19 protein-coding genes are annotated in these 18,821 nt (G+C 64.1%); 13 read left to right on the top strand and 6 right to left on the bottom strand.

All coding sequences use genetic code 11. The features are described from left to right. Positions 1-387 precede the first annotated feature (387 nt). From ACODS2_RS12655 to ACODS2_RS12605, 11 genes are read left to right on the top strand one after another with little or no spacing between them, the layout of a single operon-like run. Positions 388-2,082: a GspE/PulE family protein gene (locus ACODS2_RS12655; protein ID WP_488999138.1), complete on the top strand. Its 1,695-nt coding sequence runs from the start codon at positions 388-390 to the stop codon at positions 2,080-2,082. Continuing rightward, positions 2,079-3,305 (top strand): type II secretion system F family protein, encoded by a 1,227-nt coding sequence (locus ACODS2_RS12650; protein WP_488999137.1) that lies wholly within the window; start codon positions 2,079-2,081, stop codon positions 3,303-3,305. Before ACODS2_RS12655 ends, ACODS2_RS12650 begins: the two co-directional genes overlap by 4 nt. Next, the gene (gene gspG, locus ACODS2_RS12645) at positions 3,302-3,724 is read left to right on the top strand and encodes a type II secretion system major pseudopilin GspG (RefSeq protein WP_488999136.1); all 423 of its coding nucleotides are present in this window, start codon (positions 3,302-3,304) and stop codon (positions 3,722-3,724) included. Before ACODS2_RS12650 ends, gspG begins: the two co-directional genes overlap by 4 nt. Beyond that, positions 3,642-4,148, top strand: a complete 507-nt coding sequence (locus tag ACODS2_RS12640) for a prepilin-type N-terminal cleavage/methylation domain-containing protein (protein WP_488999135.1) — start codon at positions 3,642-3,644, stop codon at positions 4,146-4,148. The genes gspG and ACODS2_RS12640 overlap by 83 nt, the downstream gene beginning before the upstream one ends. Then, a complete protein-coding gene (locus ACODS2_RS12635; RefSeq protein ID WP_488999134.1) occupies positions 4,145-4,540 on the top strand; it encodes a PulJ/GspJ family protein in 396 nt (131 codons plus the stop codon). The genes ACODS2_RS12640 and ACODS2_RS12635 overlap by 4 nt, the downstream gene beginning before the upstream one ends. Next, positions 4,537-5,220, top strand: coding sequence for a prepilin-type N-terminal cleavage/methylation domain-containing protein (locus ACODS2_RS12630; protein ID WP_488999133.1), 684 nt, complete (start codon positions 4,537-4,539; stop codon positions 5,218-5,220). Before ACODS2_RS12635 ends, ACODS2_RS12630 begins: the two co-directional genes overlap by 4 nt. Continuing rightward, a complete protein-coding gene (locus ACODS2_RS12625) occupies positions 5,217-6,239 on the top strand; it encodes a hypothetical protein (protein WP_488999132.1) in 1,023 nt (340 codons plus the stop codon). Before ACODS2_RS12630 ends, ACODS2_RS12625 begins: the two co-directional genes overlap by 4 nt. Beyond that, the gene (gene gspM / locus ACODS2_RS12620; RefSeq protein WP_488999131.1) at positions 6,236-6,796 is read left to right on the top strand and encodes a type II secretion system protein GspM; all 561 of its coding nucleotides are present in this window, start codon (positions 6,236-6,238) and stop codon (positions 6,794-6,796) included. Before ACODS2_RS12625 ends, gspM begins: the two co-directional genes overlap by 4 nt. Beyond that, positions 6,756-7,274, top strand: coding sequence for a hypothetical protein (locus ACODS2_RS12615; protein WP_488999130.1), 519 nt, complete (start codon positions 6,756-6,758; stop codon positions 7,272-7,274). Before gspM ends, ACODS2_RS12615 begins: the two co-directional genes overlap by 41 nt. Then, a complete protein-coding gene (gene gspD, locus ACODS2_RS12610) occupies positions 7,271-9,475 on the top strand; it encodes a type II secretion system secretin GspD (protein ID WP_488999129.1) in 2,205 nt (734 codons plus the stop codon). Before ACODS2_RS12615 ends, gspD begins: the two co-directional genes overlap by 4 nt. Then, on the top strand, positions 9,472-10,326 hold the full coding sequence (locus ACODS2_RS12605) for a type II secretion system minor pseudopilin (RefSeq protein ID WP_488999128.1): 855 nt from the start codon (positions 9,472-9,474) through the stop codon (positions 10,324-10,326). The genes gspD and ACODS2_RS12605 overlap by 4 nt, the downstream gene beginning before the upstream one ends. A gap of 47 nt (positions 10,327-10,373) precedes the next feature. Here ACODS2_RS12605 and ACODS2_RS12600 read toward each other — a convergent pair whose 3' ends face one another. Beyond that, positions 10,374-11,282 carry a cell wall hydrolase gene (locus ACODS2_RS12600; RefSeq protein ID WP_488999127.1) on the bottom strand — a complete coding sequence of 303 codons (909 nt, stop codon included), beginning with the start codon at positions 11,280-11,282 and terminating at the stop codon, positions 10,374-10,376. Positions 11,283-11,379: 97 nt separating this feature from the next. On the opposite strand from ACODS2_RS12600, the gene ACODS2_RS12595 reads away from it, so the two are divergent. Together ACODS2_RS12595 and ACODS2_RS12590 are read left to right on the top strand one after the other, a co-directional pair. Then, a complete protein-coding gene (locus ACODS2_RS12595; RefSeq protein ID WP_488999126.1) occupies positions 11,380-11,979 on the top strand; it encodes a hypothetical protein in 600 nt (199 codons plus the stop codon). 120 nt (positions 11,980-12,099) lie between these two features. Next, on the top strand, positions 12,100-13,101 hold the full coding sequence (locus tag ACODS2_RS12590; protein ID WP_488999125.1) for a hypothetical protein: 1,002 nt from the start codon (positions 12,100-12,102) through the stop codon (positions 13,099-13,101). Positions 13,102-13,248: 147 nt separating this feature from the next. Here the strand turns inward: ACODS2_RS12590 and ACODS2_RS12585 are convergent, their stop codons facing one another. The 5 genes from ACODS2_RS12585 to ACODS2_RS12565 all read right to left on the bottom strand — a co-directional run bounded on the left by ACODS2_RS12585 (position 13,249) and on the right by ACODS2_RS12565 (position 18,791). Beyond that, positions 13,249-14,262: a hypothetical protein gene (locus tag ACODS2_RS12585; RefSeq protein ID WP_488999124.1), complete on the bottom strand. Its 1,014-nt coding sequence runs from the start codon at positions 14,260-14,262 to the stop codon at positions 13,249-13,251. Between the two features lie 214 nt (positions 14,263-14,476). Beyond that, the gene (locus ACODS2_RS12580) at positions 14,477-15,607 is read right to left on the bottom strand and encodes a polysaccharide biosynthesis/export family protein (RefSeq protein WP_298167159.1); all 1,131 of its coding nucleotides are present in this window, start codon (positions 15,605-15,607) and stop codon (positions 14,477-14,479) included. Between the two features lie 140 nt (positions 15,608-15,747). Continuing rightward, the gene (locus ACODS2_RS12575) at positions 15,748-16,500 is read right to left on the bottom strand and encodes an ATP-binding cassette domain-containing protein (protein WP_488999123.1); all 753 of its coding nucleotides are present in this window, start codon (positions 16,498-16,500) and stop codon (positions 15,748-15,750) included. A 3-nt stretch (positions 16,501-16,503) separates the two neighbouring features. Further along, positions 16,504-17,334 (bottom strand): ABC transporter permease, encoded by an 831-nt coding sequence (locus ACODS2_RS12570; protein ID WP_298167154.1) that lies wholly within the window; start codon positions 17,332-17,334, stop codon positions 16,504-16,506. Beyond that, complete coding sequence (locus ACODS2_RS12565) at positions 17,331-18,791, bottom strand: KpsE/RkpR family capsule polysaccharide export protein (RefSeq protein ID WP_488999122.1); 1,461 nt, start codon at positions 18,789-18,791, stop codon at positions 17,331-17,333. Before ACODS2_RS12565 ends, ACODS2_RS12570 begins: the two co-directional genes overlap by 4 nt. Positions 18,792-18,821: the final 30 nt, after the last annotated feature.

The following is an 18,821-nucleotide window of genomic DNA, read 5'->3' as shown; positions in this document are numbered from 1 at the left end:
CCCCCTGCTTCGATGCTGCGCGTGGTCTATGCCGGGCTCTGAAGGCTTCCGGGAAAACAAAGGTTTTCCGGGCTGCCAAGCGGTTCCCCATACCCGCATCGCCCGGCGCGAGGCGCAGTGGAGAGCCGCTTCCGCGCCCCCGGCGCACCGATCAGCGCCCGTCACACAAATGCAGCATTGCCCACATAAGGCGACGGAACGGGTGATGGTTGATCCAGCGTTGGCTGCTTCTGGGCCATTATAAGCGAGGGCCATGCCGCTTCTGGTCTGACCGTGAGGGTTAACGTGCTCGGTAAAGCAAAACTCTTAACAATGGCTGGTGGCTCTCCGCAGCTATCGCGCATGGATCAGGCAGTAGCCCCTGCTTCAAGATCTCTGGCTGAGACCATGCCCAGCCCGTCCGGCGGCAAGGAAGCACATCATGGCCTCGGCTCAATCGCCGCCGTGCTGGAAGACCGCGCCCTGCTCTCGCGCGAAGCCCTCTCCCGCGCACGCCTCGTCCAGCAGGAAAGCGGCGAGCGCATTGAATCGGTGGTCACGCGGCTCGGCCTGATGTCGGAACAATCGCTGTGCGAACATCTGTCCGATGCCAGCGGGATGCCCATGGCGCCGGCCGAACTGCTGCGTGAACCGGTCACCCTCGAACAACCGATCACGGCCGAATTCCTCCGCGATATACGCGCTGTCCCGATTGCGGTTGATGACGAGCGGGTCTGCGTTGCGGTTGGTGATCCCTTCGACCCTTTCATCGAGAACGCCTTCCGCTTCATGTTCGGGCGGCGGGTCGATCAGGTCATCGCCCGCGCCAGCGACATCGAAGCGGCCATAGAGCGCCTCTGCCATGAAGGGGCCGAGGCGGCGGTGATCGAGGATGCCGTCGAGTCCGATGACATCGACCGGATGCGCGATCTGACGAGCGACGCGCCAGCTATCCGCGCGGTCAACCGCCTGATTGCCGAGGCAGTCGATGCGAACGCTTCTGACATTCACCTGGAGCCGAGCGACGACAGCCTCGTCGTGCGGTTCCGCATCGATGGCATGCTGCGCCTTGTCACCCGGTTGCCGCAGGCCATGCGCGCGTCGGTCGTGGCCCGCATCAAGGTCATGGCCGGGCTCGACATCGCCGAGCGCCGTATTCCGCAGGATGGCCGTCTCCGGCTGGCGGTGCGCGGGCACGAGATCGATCTGCGCGTAGCCACCGCGCCTTCGATCCACGGCGAAAGCGCAGTGCTGCGCATTCTCGATAGATCCAACCTCAAGCTCGAGTTTGCGGCGCTGGGTCTTGATGACCAGTTGGTGGAACAGTTCCGCGAGGCAATCCACCGGCCCTACGGGATCGTGCTGGTGACCGGCCCCACCGGCAGCGGCAAGACCACCACGCTCTACGCCGCGCTCGCCGAGCTTAACCAGGTCGAGCGCAAGCTGCTGACGGTGGAAGATCCGATCGAGTACCGCCTGCCCGGAATTGTCCAGACGCAGGTGCAGCCCGGGATCGGCTTCACGTTCGCCACCGCCTTGCGCTCGTTTCTGCGGCAGGATCCCGACGCAATCATGGTCGGCGAGATCCGCGATGTCGAAACGGCGCAGATCGCGGTGCAGGCCGCGCTGACCGGCCATATGATCCTCTCGACGCTCCACACCAACACGGCCGCGGGCGCAATCACCCGGCTGATCGACATGGAAGTGGAACCCTTCTTGTTGAGCTCGGTGCTGGCCGGGGTGCTGGCGCAGCGGCTGGTCCGGCGCCTGTGCCTGCAATGCCGCGTTCCGTTTGTGCCGGATGAGGCGCTGCTGACATCGCTCGGCATCGATACCACTGCGGGCTACGAAAGCCACTTCCACCGCGCCGCCGGCTGCGCGGCCTGTCACGGCACCGGCTACAGTGGACGTATCGCGCTGTTCGATTTCCTGCCGGTCGATGAGGCGATTGCGCGTCTGATCCTGAAGCGTGCCGATGCCCGCCAGATCGAGGAATGCGCCAACGCGGCCGGTCATCGTTCGTTGCTTCAGGAAGGCTTCGCCAAGGCCGCCCAAGGGCTTACGACCATCGAGGAAGTGCTTAGGGTTGCGAGCGGCGAATGAGCGCTGCACCCGCCTTTCGCTATCGCGCGATGCGCACGGATGGCCGGATTGTCGCCGGACAGCTTGATGCGGCCAATGAAAGCGATGCGCTGGCCCAGATCCGGCGCAGCGGCAACACGCCGGTAGAACTGCGCCTGATCACCGCCGGCACCCCTGCTGCCGCAACCGGCGAGAGCATATCCCGCCGCAACTCCGCCATCAGCCGCGCCGTGATCGCCGAACTGGCGGTCCTGCTCAAGGCGGGCCTCCCGCTGGACCGGGCGCTCGCGCTGGCGGTCGGCAACATCGATGATCCCGCCGCGGCGGAGGCGATGGGCATGCTCTTGAGCGCAGTCCGCGAGGGCGCGCCGATCTCGCGCGCGATGCGCGATAATCCGGCGTTGTTCAGCCCCGGTGAGGCGGCAATGGCAGAAGCCGGCGAGGCCAACGGCAAGCTGGGCGAGGCGATGGAGCGATTGTCCCAGATGCTCGAACAAGCTGCCGAGCTGCGGCGGCTGGTGATCACCTCCATGATCTACCCGATCGCGCTATCGGTGATTGCTGTAGCCGTGATTCTGATGATGCTGCTGTTTGTCGTGCCGCAGTTCGAACGGCTTCTCGACAACAATCAGGTAGAACTGCCATTCGCCTCGATGGCCGTCATTGCGGCGAGCCAGTTCCTGCGCGCCTATGGGCTATGGCTGCTGGCCGGACTGGTGGTGATCGGCCTTGTCGCACGCAACCTGCTCGCCCGCCCTGCCAGCCGCATACGGTTCGACCAGATCATGCTGGGCCTGCCGCTGATCGGGGATCTGGTGCGGCGCATCGAGACCGCGCGGTTTGCTCATACGCTGGGGGCATTGCTTGAAGGCGGGGTTCCGCTGCCCAGCGCGCTGGCCCTGTCCCAACGCACCGTTAGCAACACCGCGATGGCCAGCGCGATTGCCAAGATTGCCGAGGGCGTGCGCGAAGGCGGCAGTCTTTCCGCGCCGCTCGCCGCGACCGGCATGCTGCCGCACCTCGCCATCGGTTTCATCCGCACCGGCGAGGAAACCTCGCAACTCGCCCTCATGCTTTCGCGGCTGGCTGTGGTGCTCGATCGCGATGTTCGCACCCGGCTGGAACGGCTTGTCGCCATTCTGACGCCGGCCATCACGATAGTGCTGGGCACTGCGGTGGCGGTCATCATCGCCGCGGTGATGTCGGCAATTCTCGGCTTCAATGAACTGGCGGTATCCCGATGAACAAGAACAACCCGAATGAACGGGGCTTTACCCTGATCGAGCTGCTGGTCGTGCTGGCCGTACTCGGCCTGCTTGCCGCCATCGTCGGACCGCAAGTGATCAAGTATCTCGGCAGCTCGCGCACACAGACTGCCCAGATCCAGACCAAGAACATCGCCGCTGCGCTCGAACTGTTCAAGCTCGATGCCGGGCGCTACCCCTCCGGCACGGAAGGTCTCACCGCGCTCGTCAAGGCGCCGACCAACGATCCGAACTGGAACGGCCCCTACATCGCCGATCCTGCCGCCCTCAACGACCCATGGGGCAAGCCCTACCTCTACAAGTCTCCGGGCGATCATGGCGAGGTCGATATCTACAGCTTCGGCTCGGATGGTGCCGCTGGCGGTACCGGTGAGGCCAAAGATGTCGGCAATTGGTGAGCGACGGCGCGGCTCCCGCCGCGACGACGGATTTACGTTGATCGAACTCCTGGTGGCGCTGGCCATCGCGGCCCTGGTCGCCGGGATCGCCTTTCCGGCACTGCAGCATCGGCTTGGGCAAAGTGCGCAGACCGAAGCTCGGATGACCACGGCGCTGGTGCTCACCCAGGCCCGCGCCGATGCCATCGCCGGGGCTGACCCCGTCCTTGTGTCATGGTCCGCTTCGCGACGGATGCTGCAATCGTCTTCAGGCCGCCCGGCCCAAACGCTGCCGGAAGCGGCTGATCTCGAATGGCCTGCCGAGGGGTTTGCCTTCTTTCCCGATGGCACCGCCAACGGCGGCGACGGCGCCATCCTCGCCGCCGGCCGAGCCAGCCGGTTTTCGGTCGACCCTGCCACCTCGCGCCTCGTGTTTACGCCGTGAGGTCCGCTGCCGATTCCCCGGCGGGGGCGCCATGCGACGCCAGCGAGCTGGGCTTCACGCTGATCGAGCTCTTGATCGCGCTGGCCATCGTGGCCGCGATGACCACCGCGCTGGTGGGCACCGTGGGACAGGATGCGCGGACGCGGCTTGCCGTGCAGCAACGCCGCGAGGCTCTGCTGGTGGCGCAATCAGTACTGGACCAGATGGCGGATGGCAGCACCCCGGTCGAGGGCCGGTGGCGCGGCTATGGCTGGCGGGTCCTGCGGCAACCGTTCCAGCTCGCCGATCCGCTTGATCGCCATCCGCTCGAGCAGATCACGGTCGCCGTCGATCTTGCAGGCGCGGGACGCGGCGAGCTCATTCAGCTCAGTACGGTGCGGATCAAGCCATGAACCGCCCGCAATCTGCCGCCGGATTCACGCTCGTGGAAATGCTGGTCTGCCTGGCCATCCTCGGCATGGTTTCGGCCGTGCTCGTCACGGGGATTGGCCGGATGGATCTGCGCCAGCGGATGATCGGCCAGAAGGATGCGCAGATCGACGAAATCGCGCAGGCGCAGTTCACGCTGCGCCACCTGATCGCCAACATTCATCCCTCGATCAGTCCCCAGACTGGCAACACCGTGGAATTCGTCGGCAACCAGTTCGGCCTTGAATTCGATGGCAAGCCGCCTGGCAATGCCGCACCCGACGCCCTTCAGCGCTACCGGCTCAGGCTAGAGCGTGGCGGCGATCTCATGCTCTACCGCATCAGCACGCTCGACGAGACGGTCGACCGGCGCCAGCCTGACGTGACCGGCTGGACCGCGACCCGACTGCTTTCGGGCGTATCAAGCTTGTCCGTCCGCTACCTTGGCTCGCCGGACAGCCGTTTTGCAGGCGCAGGCTTGCCGCCGCAATGGCAGCTGCAGTGGTCCAGCCGGGACGTGCTCCCCTCGCTCGTCAGCCTGCGGATCGAGTTTCCCCCCGGCGACAGGCGCGCATGGCCCGATCTCGTGGTGCGGCTGCGCGTCGCAAATGGCGATACGTGCGCGCGCGATCTGCGCACGGACGAGTGCAGGGTTATCCCATGAACGGACGCACCATCTTGCAGGCAGACATGCACACGGTCGGGCATTGGATCACCGATGGCCTGCGGTGGTGGCTGGACCAGCTCGCCACGCTGGCGCCGAAGCGCTTGCAGCTCTGGCGCGATGCGCGGCGGATCCTGGCGGACTATGATCCCGAAACCGGCGCATTGCTGCTGCGCTCCGATGGCTACGGCGCCCATCCCCGACGCTCCGGCCCGGTCACGATCATCCTTCCCCCCGCGCTCTGCCTGAGCCGGATGATCGAACGGCCGGTCATGAGCCCCCGCGATACGGCGAGCATGATCCAGCTCGATGCCGCACGGATCATGCCGATGGGAACCGAGGGCATGCTGCTCGCTGCCCGGATCGCGGCGCGCACCGAGGGCAGCGTCCGGATGCAGATCGAAGTGGCCGCGATGCCGCGCGCCGCAGCTGAGGCCCTTGGGACGGCCCTGGCACGGCTCGAGAAGCCCTGTGTCGCCATCCTCACCGCCGCGCCGGAGTCGCAGGCGGAGGATCCGATCGACTTTCTCCCCGCTTTCCGGCGGTCCGGTCTGGTTCGAGACGAAGGCCGGGGTGCCCTTCCGCTGTGGATCGCGGTCGGTGCCCTGTTTGCCATCAACCTCGGCCTGCTGGTCTGGCGTGACGCGGCCGCTACAGCCATGCTCGAAGCGCGTATCGCCGAGCAGCAGCCAGCGGTGAACGCAGTCCGTCGGATCAACGCGCGGATCGCGAAAGCGGACCAGTTTGCGGCCGCCACGGTGGAGGCACGCAAGACCGCCGAGCCGCTGGCGATGCTGTCGCGCGTCGCGGCCGCTTTGCCGCAAGGGGCCTGGGTGCAACGCTATACTTGGCAGGGCGATGCGCTGCGGATCAGTGGCTATCGCCCGCAGCAGGCCGACGTAGCGGGGGGCTTTCGCCGCGCCGGTCTCAGCGTGCAGCGCTACAGCGATGCCTCGACGGCGGCGCAGAACCCGCTGGGTCAGCCCTTCGAAGTCACTGTGCGGATGACAAAGCCATGAGCACGCGCAGCCTCACCCCCCGGCAATCGCAGACCGCTGCGGTGCTCATCCTACTCGTCATGCTGGTTGTTGTGGCGTTCCTGATCGTGGGACCACTGATCGCGGGCTTCCAGGAGCGCGCAGCACAGCGCGAGCAGCTCGCCCTGCAATACAGCGCCAACGTGCGCAACATCGCCGCCATCCCGCGGTTGCGCCGCATGGCGGGCGCGCACGAGCAACTGCTGGGCGACTTCCTCCTCGAAGCGCCCGATGCCGCCACCGCCGGCGAAGCGCTGCGGCAGCGGTTGCAGGCGAGCATCATCGCGCTGGGAGGCGAATTCCGCGGCGGCGAAGACATCGCCCCGGCAGCGGGCGGTGAGGCCGCAGTGCGGGTCACCGCGCGGCTTTCGGAGGGCCAGCTCAGTCAACTCCTTGCAAGCGTTCAAAATTCCAAACCCTATCTCACCATCACCTCCGTGGTCGTCGGCGCTGACGAAGCGCTGGTGACCGGTCAGGCCTCCGCATTGGATGTTCAGATTGAAGCATCGATTCCCTATCGCCCTGCCGCCAAGCGGTAGCAGCGCCCGCCTGCCCGCGCTGATCCTGCCGGTGCTGGTCGCTGCAGCCCTGCTGCAGCTGGCGCTGCCCTTTGGCGATGAGCTGCCAGCCGGCGGCGCACCCTTGCGCCAGAAGCAGGTCGCGCCGCCGCCCGATGTGCCGCGCGTGCTGGTGCCGACAGCGCTCGAAGGGCGCCGCGTGTTCGCTCCCGCCGCCACATCGGCCGCCGGCGCCGCTGCGCCGACCAATGTCCTTGACGGCGCAGTGATAGCCGGAACCGTGATGCACGGACGCAGGCTCTACGCGGTCGTCCAGGAACGCGGCGGCCGGATCCGCCATGTCGCCCCGGGCGGCACGGTGGCTGGATGGCGCATTTCCGGGCTGACCCCCAGCAGCGCCCGCCTGACGCGCGGCACCGAACAGTTCAACGCAGCCTATGGCGCCATCCCCACAGGACCCGCCGCCCCCGCCCCAGAAGACCCGGAAGACGGCCAATGATCTCTCGCCACGTGCGCTTCAAGCCCAGCCTCATCATCGCCCTGACTGGCACCACGGCGTTTGCCGCCGCTCCACCGCCGCTCCCCATTCCGGCAACTCCGGAACTGGCGCAGATCGACGATCCCGGTGCTGTCCAGAACACGACCGCCCCCGCTGAGCCCAAGGCCCTCCCCCTGCTTCCGCCGTCTGCCGACCCTGACTACAACGTCCGCGCGACCCTCGTCCCGGGTACCCAGCCGCAGCCGGTAATCCCGAAATCAGCCGATCCGAAAACGAAGCCGGGCGACATTGCGGTCAATTTCCCCGACGCGGATGTCGCCGTGGTTGCCCAGGCGGTGCTGCGCGACATACTCGGGCGAAACTACACGATCGCTCGCGGCGTGACCGGCCGGGTCAGCCTCGTCACACCGGGTCCGGTATCAAAGTCGTCGCTGCTCGAACTGTTCGAGCGGGCCCTGCGGCAAAGCAATCTGGCGATGGTGCCGGTTGCCGGCGGCTTCGAGATCCAGAACTCTGCCGCTGCGCGCGCGGTCATTGCCGCGAACGCGACCGGCTTCGGCAGCGAGGTCGTCACGCTGCGTTTCATCAATGCCGATGAAGTCCGCAAGGTGCTCGATTCGATACTGCCCGGCGTGGTGAGCGCGACCGCCCCCCAGACCGGCACCATCACGATTGCCGGAACCACCGGCCAGCGTGCCAGTGCCCGCGATCTGCTGAAGCAGTTCGATGTCGATTGGCTGCGCAACACCAGCTTCGCGCTTTTCGTGCCAGATCGCACCGATGCGCGGCTGATTGTCCCGTCGATCGACAAGCTCATCAATGCGCCGGATTCGCCGACGCGCGGGCTGGTGCGGCTGATCTCGATGGAAGAGCTCAACGGCATTCTCGCGATCAGCATGCAGCCGCAATATCTCACCGACGTGAAGCGCTGGATCGAGATCCTTGATCGCGAGGGCGAAAACAATGAGCGCAGGCTGTTCGTATACGAGGTGCAGAACGGGCGCGCCCGCGATCTGGTGCGGACCATCAACAACGCCTTCGGAACTGGCAGCAACGACACCGGCGGCCAGGCCGGCAATGGCAACAATGCCTTTGGCGATCAGGGCGATCCGAACCAGACCGGCGGCCCACGCGGCAGCGCGGCCGGGCTGGGTCAGGGCGGACTCGGTCAGGGCGGTCTGGGCCAGGGCGGGCTGGGTCAGGGCGGAACCGTTTCGGGCAGCAACCTCCCCCGCCCCGCTTTCGGGCAGGCCGCGGGCTCCGATGGCACCGCACAGGGTAACGGGAATGGCGCGAACGCCATCCGGATCACTGCGGACGAGGTCAACAGCGCAATCATCGTGTTCGGCACCCAGCGCGAATATGCCACCATCGAGGCAGCCTTGCGCAAGCTTGATATCGCCCCGCGCCAGGTATTGATCGAGGCGGCCATCACCGAAGTAAGCCTGAACGACGATCTGCGCTACGGCGTACAGTGGAATTACCTCAGCGGCTCGAACCAGGTCGGCTATTCCGAAGGCACGACAGCCGTGCCGACGCAGACCTATCCCGGATTCTCCTATTTCTACGGCGGCAACAGCATCACCGCCACGCTCAACGCGCTGCAGGAACGCACCAACGTCAAGGTCGTCTCGGCGCCGAAGCTACTCGTACTCAACAACCAGAGCGCGGCGTTGCAGGTGGGCGATCAGGTGCCGATCTCGACCGGGTCTGCCACCAATCTGATCGGCAACACCAACGCCGTGATCAACACGATCGAATACAAGGATACCGGCGTCATCCTGAAAATCACCCCGCGCATCAACGCCAGCGGATTGGTTCAGCTCGATGTATCGCAGGAAGTCAGCCAGATCAGCACATCTGCGGCCGGCTCTTCAGCCACCCAGCGCCAATCGCCGACGATCTCGACCCGCCGCATCGCCTCGACAGTATCCGTGCGCGACGGCGAAGTGATCGCGCTGGGCGGCCTGTTCAGCACCACCAAAAGCTTCGGCAAGAACGGCATCCCGCTGGTCTCGCAGATCCCGGTTATCGGGGGGCTGTTCGGAACGCACCGTAACACCGAAAGGCGCACCGAATTGATCGTGCTGCTCAAGCTCAAGGTCCTGGCCAACGCCGACGATGCCCGGGCTGCGACCAATTCCCTGCGGCAGAAGATCCGCATGCTCGAACCCTTCAAGGGCGCCGGCACGCTGCCATGATAGCCATGCCGCAAGACGCGCACGAACGCGGCTTTGCCCTGATTGCCGCGGTCGCCAGCCTGGCCGTCTTTGCCGCAATCGCGCTCGTCGTGATCAGCGCGACCCGCATCGATCTGGCCAAGGGGCAAGGCGAATTGTCGAGCGCGCAGGCGCGGCTGGCTGCGGAAAGCGGGCTGGCGATCGCCCTGCACGGGCTGATCAACCGCGACGCCACCACACTGGCGCTGCTCGATGGTCGCGCGCAGGAGCTCGACTTCGGCGGTGCCCACATCGCCATCACACTGATCGATGAGCGCGGCAAGGTGAACATCAATGCGATCGAGGCACCCGTCATCGAGCGCATGCTGACCGAAGCGGGTCTCGAGGGCCACGCGCGCAACATTGCGCGCGATTCGTTGCTGGATTGGCAGGATTCCGACGATGAAGCCCTGCCGGACGGAGCCGAGGCCTCGTACTACGAGCAGCAGAAGGTCACCCCGCCCAACGGCGGCGTGCAAAGCATCGACGAACTGGGCATGATCCGCGGCTTCACGCCTGCGGTCGTTGACCGCCTCCGCTCCTTCGTCACCGTGGAGCGCGATGCCGTACCCTTCTCCCCGCGCTATGCCGGGCCCCAGGCCCTTGCGGCAATCGGCGACAGTCGCGGTGCCATCGCGGGGATCGAACGCCAGCGCGAACTGAACGGGCAGCGCACGGCAATCGGCTTTTCCGATCAGGTGTCGTGGACGGGGCGGCCCATAACCATAGCGGTCGAAGCGACGACACCCGGTCGCGGGCGGTACCGCCTTCAGGCGATTGTCGAATTGACCGGAAAGCCCGACCATCCTTACGTCATGCGGCGGGTGGTCTAAAGTCCCTCAGCGGGCACAGCGATGCCGTGCCGCAATCGAATAGCCACCTAGTTCTGTCCGACAGGCGCAGCGCTGGCATCGCCTGCGGCGGCGATCGGCACGCCCCACGGCGCGAACAACCGCTGCGTCGCGCCCGGTGCCACGCGCGCGCGTGTCCGCAGCGCAGGTCGCCCCCGCAGGCGCGAAGCCGCAAGCGCTGCAAGCTCGGGCTCTTCGCCGGCGAGCGACGCGGCAGCGGACCCGGCCGCTTCGCCTGGCATCCGGTAGAAGATATGAGCGCCGATCTGCGCTACGCGCATGCCGGTATAGGCCCAATAGGGATTCACGTAGTTGGCATGATAATGGGTTGCCCCGTTCACGCGGTCGGGCGCCTGACCGGACAGCACCGACAACGCGGCCATCCGCGCGCTTTCCAGAGTGGTTTCGCGCAAGCGGCGGCGGATCGAACCGTCACATGTGAACGTGAACTGGCAGCCGGTCGTGCGCTGGGACCCATCGAACACCACCCCGCAGACCGAACTCGGGAAGCGGGCGACGCGGGTGCGATTGAGGATCACCTGCGCCACGGCCTGCTGGCCGGCCAGCGGCTCGCGGCCCGCTTCATAGGCGATGGCCATGGTCAGGCAATCGAGCGCGCGGCTCTGTGCGGTCGCGGCAGCAGGAAGGCTGCCGACATCAAGTTGGCTAACAGCCGGGGGCGCATACGCCGAAAGAGGATTGTAGGCGGCAGCAACGTCCGGCTCCGGAGCGCTGCGGACGAACAACGGAGTGCTGGCCGGTCCGATCCGCGCAGGAGTGGCGCCAATCGTCAGCGCCGGTACGCCCGTGCCAGCCTGCTCCAACCCGTCCTCGGCAAGCGCGCCTTGCGGCACGGCTGCCGCCGCGAGCAGCGCAAGGACCGCCCACCCGCGTGCCGCAACATGACAAGGAAAGACCGAGAGTTTCGCGGAGACCATGACCAATGGTCCTGAACAGTTTTTGTTTCATTTGATTGACACAATTTCCCTTGATGGGTGGCTTATCGCCCCCGGCAGGAATCGTTGCATTCGCACCATGAAGCATGCCCTTTCACCGCTGATCAAAACCGCTCTCCTCGTGGCGATGCTGGGCTCAGGCCCGGCCCTGTCGCCGCTGCTGGCTGCCCCTCGGCCGGCTTCCGGCGCGGAGGGTCACGACATGAAGGCGCGCTTGCCCGATCGGCAGCTGACCTGTTCGGTGCGGCACATCACCAACTTCGATCCGGAGAAGCTCCAGACTTCGGCCGAACTGCAGTATGATGCCGTCTACCCGCTGACACTTGCACTGCCCGCCATCCCGGTTCGGACCGCGCCGCCGCCCGAACCGCAGGACAAGCCGGAGCCGGTCGATCCGCGCACCCGGATCCTCGCGGATCCCGGCAACATCGCGCCCACCAACAACGGAACGTTTGACCGGGCGATCGATTACTGGCCTGAGCGGACCGAACTCTCTGCCGTCATTGCGGGAGACCTGCTCAACGTCATCGTGATCAACAAGTATGATCCAGCGACGCAGACCGCGAACTTCTTCATGACCCGCGCGGCGGAGCTCACGCGCTTTCAGACCAATCATGTCTATCAGGGCGAATGCAAGGTCCGGTTCGTGGCATCCGGAACCGGCAAGTCGATGGCCTGACTGGCCCGAGCTCCAGGTCGGATTGATAGGGGTAGGTCTCTGATGGCTATGCGAAGGCCGCGAATGATTGGCATGGTCGCACTTGCCTCTGTCGGGCTGGCTCTGATGACAGTCCCGAGAGTGGCCGCCACAGTTCCCGGCCCCGACTGTTTCTCAGCAGCGGACAATGCCCGGTTGCGGTTCGAAGTCTATCAACAGGCACCGCCGCCAAGCGGCCACGGGTCCTATCCATACTATCCTCTTTCCGCGGCGGCATCGGGGCAATTGGGCCGCCTCGCATCGGCACCCAGCGGCATCCGGACCTGGTACTACCACTGGGCCAATCGCGCCGCGACACCGCTGGTCGGCGCTGACGGGCGGCAGATCATTCGGAAATTGAATATCGAACCGTCATGGACGGGCAACCGACGCCATCGTTCGGCGTTCAGCTCGATCGACCGGGCCAATGCCTGCACTCTGGCGCAGGCGTCCAGCCTGCTGGGGAAAAATGCCCGCGCGCGTCGCTATGCCCAGGAAGCGGGGATCACGCTGACCAGCGAAGAAGCGCTGCCCGATACCGCCCCTCGATCACCGGCTGATACCTGCGTGCTGGCATCGGGCAAACTGCCTCCCCAAGCGAGCGGGATTGTCCTAGACTATGAAGTGCAAGACGGTCGCGACCCGCCGACGACCGAGCGGTTTCTGGCCTCCTATGCCAAGCTGGTCCATGCTGCGGGCAAGCAGGTCATCCTGCTGATCAATCCGCTTGATTCCCCTGGGCAACAGCGGTTCACCGGCGTCACCGCCGAGAACGCGAACCGGATCGTGGCGCTGTTCGACCGGACCACGCTGGTCTTGTGGAGCAGGAATGCGCAAAGCTCGCTCCCCGCAAGTTACGCAGCGCAGCTGGCCATCGTCAAAGCGGGCGGACCGGTGGACACCCGGCGTCTGCTGATCGATTTCGAATTGGCGGGGACGACGCTTGATGATGCACGCTTCGTGCGTCAGGCGATCATCCGCGATCGCCTCTCCGGGGTGATGTTCTGGCGCAATTATGCCAAGCAGGGCGGCGCTTGCGCAACGCCGGTCAACCAACGGATCGCAGCGATCGCGTTTGGCGACGAGGCCGGGAACGAGCGCTGACCGATTGCCGGATCAGTCTGACGCAATCAGCGACAGGATCTGATCACGGCAACGCCGGAGGTAAGGCTGGGCGGGCTCGGTCCCCAGCACCAGGCCGGTAAGGTCCGCTCCGGTCGAGCCCGCCGATAGCCTCACCAAACGATAAAATTACTCATCCAAACCTGAGCACGCGCGTTCAACAGCCACCAGCGCGTCTTTCAGGCGCGGCAGATCGGATGCGACCTGTTCAGGAAAGTCGTTCCTGACAAACTGCAGATAGTCTTGCGCGCTCTCGCTGCCGTACAGTTGCTTGACCAGCCGTACCTTGGAAAGCGCCATCATGTACCGGCGTGCAGGATCGCATGAACGTTGCATGGCAACGCTGGCCAAACGTTCCTGCTCACGCGCAGGAAGTCCCTGCTCAAGCGCGTTGATCGCAGATTCCGGGATGGCCTTGGTGCAAAGGAACAGCGCGGTCGAGCAGACTTCGCCGATGTAGGTGAAGTAGTCTGCGAAGAACTCCTGATCCGTCTTGATGAAGGGCAGTCGATCGTAAAAATAATCCTGCTGCGCAATGATCGAGACACCGGGAATCAATCGCGGAAAGAAATTACGGACAACAAAGCGGCTGATTTCCGGAAGCTTCAGCACATCGAGAAACAGAATTTCAATCGGATCGGTGATGCCTTTCCCGGTCTCGAGAATATCACCCAACCGAAGATCGACCAGATCGCTTACCGGCCGGATGTTGGCCTGGACCGCTTCAGCAAAGGACTCGCCCGCCTCTGCCATGCCTTCGACATTATTGCGTTTGAAAAACGCCGGCATACCGGGGTTGATGATTGCTCGTTCGAACGAAATGATCGGCTTCTTCCAGAGCTTGGAGATCGTCTTGAAATCCTTGTTCAGCCGAAGCCCCTCGCCGAGGCACACCGTCGACGCGCCAAGGAATATGCCCGCATCGACGATCACCCCGGTCCCTGAATAACGCTCGCGCGCGAGTGTGAACAGCACACGTCGTTCGAGCATGGACATCATCGATGGAACTCTCATCGCAGTCGGGCTGATATTCCCGAGCAAACGCGAAAACGCCGGGTTGAACCGCACCATGCGCATCGGTTCCGCGTCAGGATGTGGCTCCGCCGCGCCCAATCCCGTTGCGGCCGGACCGTCCTTGACCATCACCGAACTCCTTTTCACAACATCATGCATCGTTGCTTACCACAGCTTGTAACCTCGACTTGCTGGTGCCCATCGAATCAAGGCCGCGGAGGGCCCCACAGGCACACTGGCGCTGGATGCTTCCCCCCGAGGCGGGTGACCGCATCATTCGGCAGTTTCCCCGGCTCACCACGATCTGTTTCCAGCTACCGGGGTGCTGCCAAGCGAATAACGGTTAGTACGTAAAGCGTTGGGTCGAACGGCTCTTGCCTATGTTGGCGATCTGGTTGAACAGCTCCGCCAGCTTGCCCACCTGCACCGACTGCGAAGTCGCAACATAAACAACGTCCCGGTCATGCATCGAGAAGCTTTGCGCCAGGAGCAGGCCGTCCGCAGATCTGAGATTGACCTGATATACCACCGGCACCGTCGAATTGGCCGCCAGATAGTCAGGCAAGGGTTCGGTCCGCAACGACTTCGCCACCTCCACTGGTTCGTACCGCAGCACATAGACACCGTAGGGATCAGCGAGACTATCATTGAGCCCGCCGCCATTGCCCAGCGCCTCCGCAAGGTTCACCTTCGCCTTGGCAAAGGTCACCTCCTGATTGCGGTTTGTCGCGCCAAGCACGACCAGGGTCTGTGGCTCCTGCGACAACGTGACGAGATCGCCCGGAACCAGATAGATGTTTTCGGTCGGGATGGTCTGCAACTCGACAAGCCGCACGGAGCGCACCACCCCGCCGCGCGTCAGCTGCACGATCATGTCGCGCGCCTTGCCTGTGGTTCCACCCGCCTGCGAGATCGCATCAAGCAGGCGCGTCCCGGCCCACATCAACGGAACCCGACCGGGACGATTGACGTCGCCACTGATGGTCGCGGCATTGTCGGTCGTCTGCACGACCTGGACGAGTGCCTGGGTCTGGTTGGCCTTCCCGCGAAGCGCAGCGATGATCGCCTGCTGAACCTGGCGCGTGGTGAGGCCCGCTGCACGGATTTCACCCGCGAAGGGCACCATGATGGTACCCGACTGATCGACCGTCTGGACCGGCACCGTCGCACTCTGCGCGCCGACCAGACCCGGCTGTGACGCCGTGGCCGCGTTGACCGGTCCGAGCAAGCCGCTCCCGAACTCCCAAAGCGTGACCGAAACGGCATCACCGACATGGATTGTAACGACCGGCGGCGGCGCAGGACTGGCCAGCGGGCTGAGCCCGTCAAGGGTGGCATGCGACAGTGCCGTGAGGGTGATCCGATCAACGGGAACCAGCAGGTAAGGCGGCGCCTCGCTGCTGCCTTCTGCCAAAATCTGCTTTGAAAGCGGACCGGTAATCGGCATCGACGCGCAGGCCGAAAGCGAAACCATCAGGGCACCGGACAAAAGATATCGGGCAAGACCTGCACGCGAAAGTCGGCCCATTACAGCGACGGTCGGCAAAAGTTCATGATCTGTCACGGCGTGCCTCAGGTTCTTTGGCAGGGATGGAAAAGATGGTGGAAACCGCATCAGTCTGCGACTTTGGCCAAGGCTTGATTTCCAACACTGCCTTCATCGAATGTCGGCGTATCAACCGCCGGTTGGTCGTGGCCGACAGCGTTCGCCCGCTGTTCGGCGGCGGCTTCCGCTTCAAACAGGGCCGTCGCTTCACGCAGATTCTCGAAAAAGACGGGATGGGCGTCGCGCCGCAGCACGAGTGCGCAATCGCAGTAGGTTTCCGCCACGCGGGGCTGCCGGGTCGCGAGCACTGCCCCCGCCGTCGCCGTCCGTGCCTCATACAACACGCGCCAGAGATCGCGCGTTGCCGGATCGCCGGGACCGATGATATTGTCGAAAAGATAGGTATCGAACGGGAGCGCATAGGTCAGCGCATATGCGACCGAACGGCGGGTCTGAACCGGGAGATCGCGCATTGGACGATCAATCCAGTCATTCAGATCGAGGATCCCGCAAATGAAATCGACCACTTCACCGGGATCGGCATCATAGACGCGAGCGGCAAAGATGACATTCTGTCTGACTGTATTGGCAAGGCGAAAGGCACGATTGTAGCCCGCCGGAAACGACAGATGAGCCAGCCGTTCAATGCGCCCGCCAGTTGGATCGATGACACCGGCGAGAAGCCCGATCAGCGTAGTCTTGCCGGTTTCCTGCCCGCCCAGAATTGCCATCCGGCGATGCGAAGGCAACTCGATCGACACGCGATCAAGTTCGTTCCGACCACGCTGATAGGCGAAACTGACATTGTCGAGCCTGATCATCGCTCAGTCCTTCTCTTCAAGATAGCGGCGTGTGCCGGCTTCGAGCAAAACCCCGAAGAACAGCAACACCGCCGTGAAAGCCAGGATGTAGCTGTGGTCAGTCAACTGATTGGGATAAAACGGATAAAACGCATGTCGGAACCAATTCACACCGTGAATGACCGGGTTCAGCGCAAAGTACCAACGGCTATCTGGCGGCAGATAGGCGGCGACAAAGTAAGGACCGGAAAAATGGAGTGATGCTCGAGCAATCGCCGGCCACAGCAAATCCCACGCCGGAATGATCCGCGCGATGACTGAATTGCAGATGCCAGTGGCAATGCCGAGCATAAGCACCACCAGCAGTGAGACAACCGCTGTGACCGGGTCGCTCGGAATGGCCGCGTTGACGCCGAAAAACAGGTACAAGCTGCCAAAGAACAAAACCGCGACCAGTGCGCTGCTCAACAAGTGCAGAACCGCATGCACCAGAATATGGTCAAACGGCCGCTCGATCGGAAATCGCTGGCGCTGCGCCACCGCGTTCAAGGGCTGGCGCAGTCGCAGCGAGGTATGGATGAAGAGATAGATCGGGAAAACACCCGTGCCGATAAACAGCATCAGGCTCGAACCATATGGCGGGGTTCGTGAGAGCGCAGAAAACAACAAGCCGATCGTGGCAACTATGACCAGCGGCTCAACCCCTGAGGCCAGATAGCCAAGCGTGAAGTTCTGCCCGTGCCGCATGCCGGCTTCGCGGAACAGCAACGCAGAAAGGACATTGAATTGAGCGCGCAGTGCCAGCCGCCGCGGCCCCGCCGCGTACATCCGACCACTCGGGTAGGTCTGGGTCAAAGCCTATGCTCCAGGATCGAGTTGCGCACCAGCAGACCGACCACCCAGACCATGCCTGCGCCCGCAACCAGCAGCAAAAGGGCCACCCAGCGATCGGGGCCAACCGGGCTCTCCGGCAGCGACGGACGCACATAAGTGGTCAGATAAAGCCGCTGTGCCGCAGCAGCAGACTTCGCCTGACTCAAGGCTGCCTGGGCAGCAGAGAGCTCGCTGTTGGCATTTGCAAGCTGCGCGGTAAGGACCTGAAAGTTGTTGGTCGACACCGTGTTCGCGGTGCTGACCGCATCTGCCAGCGCGCGCTCGTTGGCAGCGAGTTGCTGGCGCAGAAGGACGATCTGTGGCGCCTTCGGATTATGCAACTGCCCTTCCAGCACTTCGATCTGGGACTGGATCAGCGCGATGTTCGCCCGTGACGTGGTGGCCACCTGCGTATTGGCCTGGATGACACCAACTGATGCGCTGTCCGCACCGCCGCGCGCCATGCCCGCGATCTGCCGTTGCAGATCTGCCACCTGCGTAGTGGCCCGGTCAAACTGTTCCTTGGCAAAGCGCACCGTATCCGTCTGCGACTGGTTGCCGATGTCGTTAACGAGCTGGTTAGACTGCGTGAGCAGGGCATTCGCGATGCTGAAACTGTCCTGAGGCGCGTAAGCCTTGACGCGAACAAGCGCGAGCCCAGTGGTCACGTCGTAATCGGACGAGACCATGCCCTTCCAGTACCGCCCCAGCTCTTCCTGGCTGGCCGTGTCAGCAAGTCGCGAAAACGGATCGGATGGCTTGCTGAACATCGCCTTGAGATTGACCTTGGCGTGAACATCGCTCGCCGCCTGTGGACTGCGGGCGTAATCAGCGACGGTAAAGTTGTCGAGCAGGTCGCTTCCGGGCGTTGGATTGCCGCCGAACAATGCAGAAAGGGCCGCGCCGCCGTTCGATTTCGCCAATGCTGCAGGATTGCCCACCGGCACACGAACCGAGAAACGAAACTCGGTCACATATTGATCGGGCAACACGAAGAAGATGTAGACACCCCCGAGCAAGACGGGGGCGACAAAGGCCAGGATGAGCCAGATCAGGCTGCCCTTCGACATGCGCGATTTGCGTCCCGGCAGCGATGGTCCGGCTTCGCGAAGAGCCGCCGACCGGTCCACTGTAGAGCGCAGCATGAAGGGGCCGTCCGTCTCACCGGCGGGCGGTGTCTGGGTCGGCGCATCCGTCGAGGCAGAAGCAGTCGTATTCGGTTCGGGAACGTCTGAACCCTTGTATTCGCGATTGGTGCGCAGCGGCGCCCCGATCGGAACGGCCCGTGAACCGGACCGGCCTTCCACGCGCGCGCTCGGCAAACGTTCCATCAGGTTCTGCAACGAGCGCGAAGCCAGCTTCGACACGCCGTCGCCGGCCTGCTCTTGCCCCTCTTTGCGCTTCTGCTGCTCATCTCCTGGTTCACCGCCCGCCAACATGCCTTCTGCCCCCTGCTATCGCCTGCCCCG

It is taken from the genome of Novosphingobium sp. FG137 (genome assembly GCF_057809735.1).
This window is presented reverse-complemented; position numbering and strand designations above follow the sequence as displayed.

Excerpts from the sequence above, each read along its gene's own strand:
- ACODS2_RS12655 (WP_488999138.1), top strand. The coding sequence starts at position 388 with ATGCCCAGCCCGTCCGGCGGCAAGGAAGCACATCATGGCCTCGGCTCA.
- ACODS2_RS12650 (WP_488999137.1), top strand. The coding sequence starts at position 2,079 with ATGAGCGCTGCACCCGCCTTTCGCTATCGCGCGATGCGCACGGATGGC.
- gspG (WP_488999136.1), top strand. The coding sequence starts at position 3,302 with ATGAACAAGAACAACCCGAATGAACGGGGCTTTACCCTGATCGAGCTG.
- ACODS2_RS12640 (WP_488999135.1), top strand. The coding sequence starts at position 3,642 with ATGGCGAGGTCGATATCTACAGCTTCGGCTCGGATGGTGCCGCTGGCG.
- ACODS2_RS12630 (WP_488999133.1), top strand. The coding sequence starts at position 4,537 with ATGAACCGCCCGCAATCTGCCGCCGGATTCACGCTCGTGGAAATGCTG.
- ACODS2_RS12625 (WP_488999132.1), top strand. The coding sequence starts at position 5,217 with ATGAACGGACGCACCATCTTGCAGGCAGACATGCACACGGTCGGGCAT.
- gspM (WP_488999131.1), top strand. The coding sequence starts at position 6,236 with ATGAGCACGCGCAGCCTCACCCCCCGGCAATCGCAGACCGCTGCGGTG.
- gspD (WP_488999129.1), top strand. The coding sequence starts at position 7,271 with ATGATCTCTCGCCACGTGCGCTTCAAGCCCAGCCTCATCATCGCCCTG.
- ACODS2_RS12605 (WP_488999128.1), top strand. The coding sequence starts at position 9,472 with ATGATAGCCATGCCGCAAGACGCGCACGAACGCGGCTTTGCCCTGATT.
- ACODS2_RS12600 (WP_488999127.1), bottom strand. The coding sequence starts at position 11,282 with ATGGTCTCCGCGAAACTCTCGGTCTTTCCTTGTCATGTTGCGGCACGC.
- ACODS2_RS12595 (WP_488999126.1), top strand. The coding sequence starts at position 11,380 with ATGAAGCATGCCCTTTCACCGCTGATCAAAACCGCTCTCCTCGTGGCG.
- ACODS2_RS12585 (WP_488999124.1), bottom strand. The coding sequence starts at position 14,262 with ATGGTCAAGGACGGTCCGGCCGCAACGGGATTGGGCGCGGCGGAGCCA.
- ACODS2_RS12580 (WP_298167159.1), bottom strand. The coding sequence starts at position 15,607 with ATGGTTTCGCTTTCGGCCTGCGCGTCGATGCCGATTACCGGTCCGCTT.
- ACODS2_RS12575 (WP_488999123.1), bottom strand. The coding sequence starts at position 16,500 with ATGATCAGGCTCGACAATGTCAGTTTCGCCTATCAGCGTGGTCGGAAC.
- ACODS2_RS12565 (WP_488999122.1), bottom strand. The coding sequence starts at position 18,791 with ATGTTGGCGGGCGGTGAACCAGGAGATGAGCAGCAGAAGCGCAAAGAG.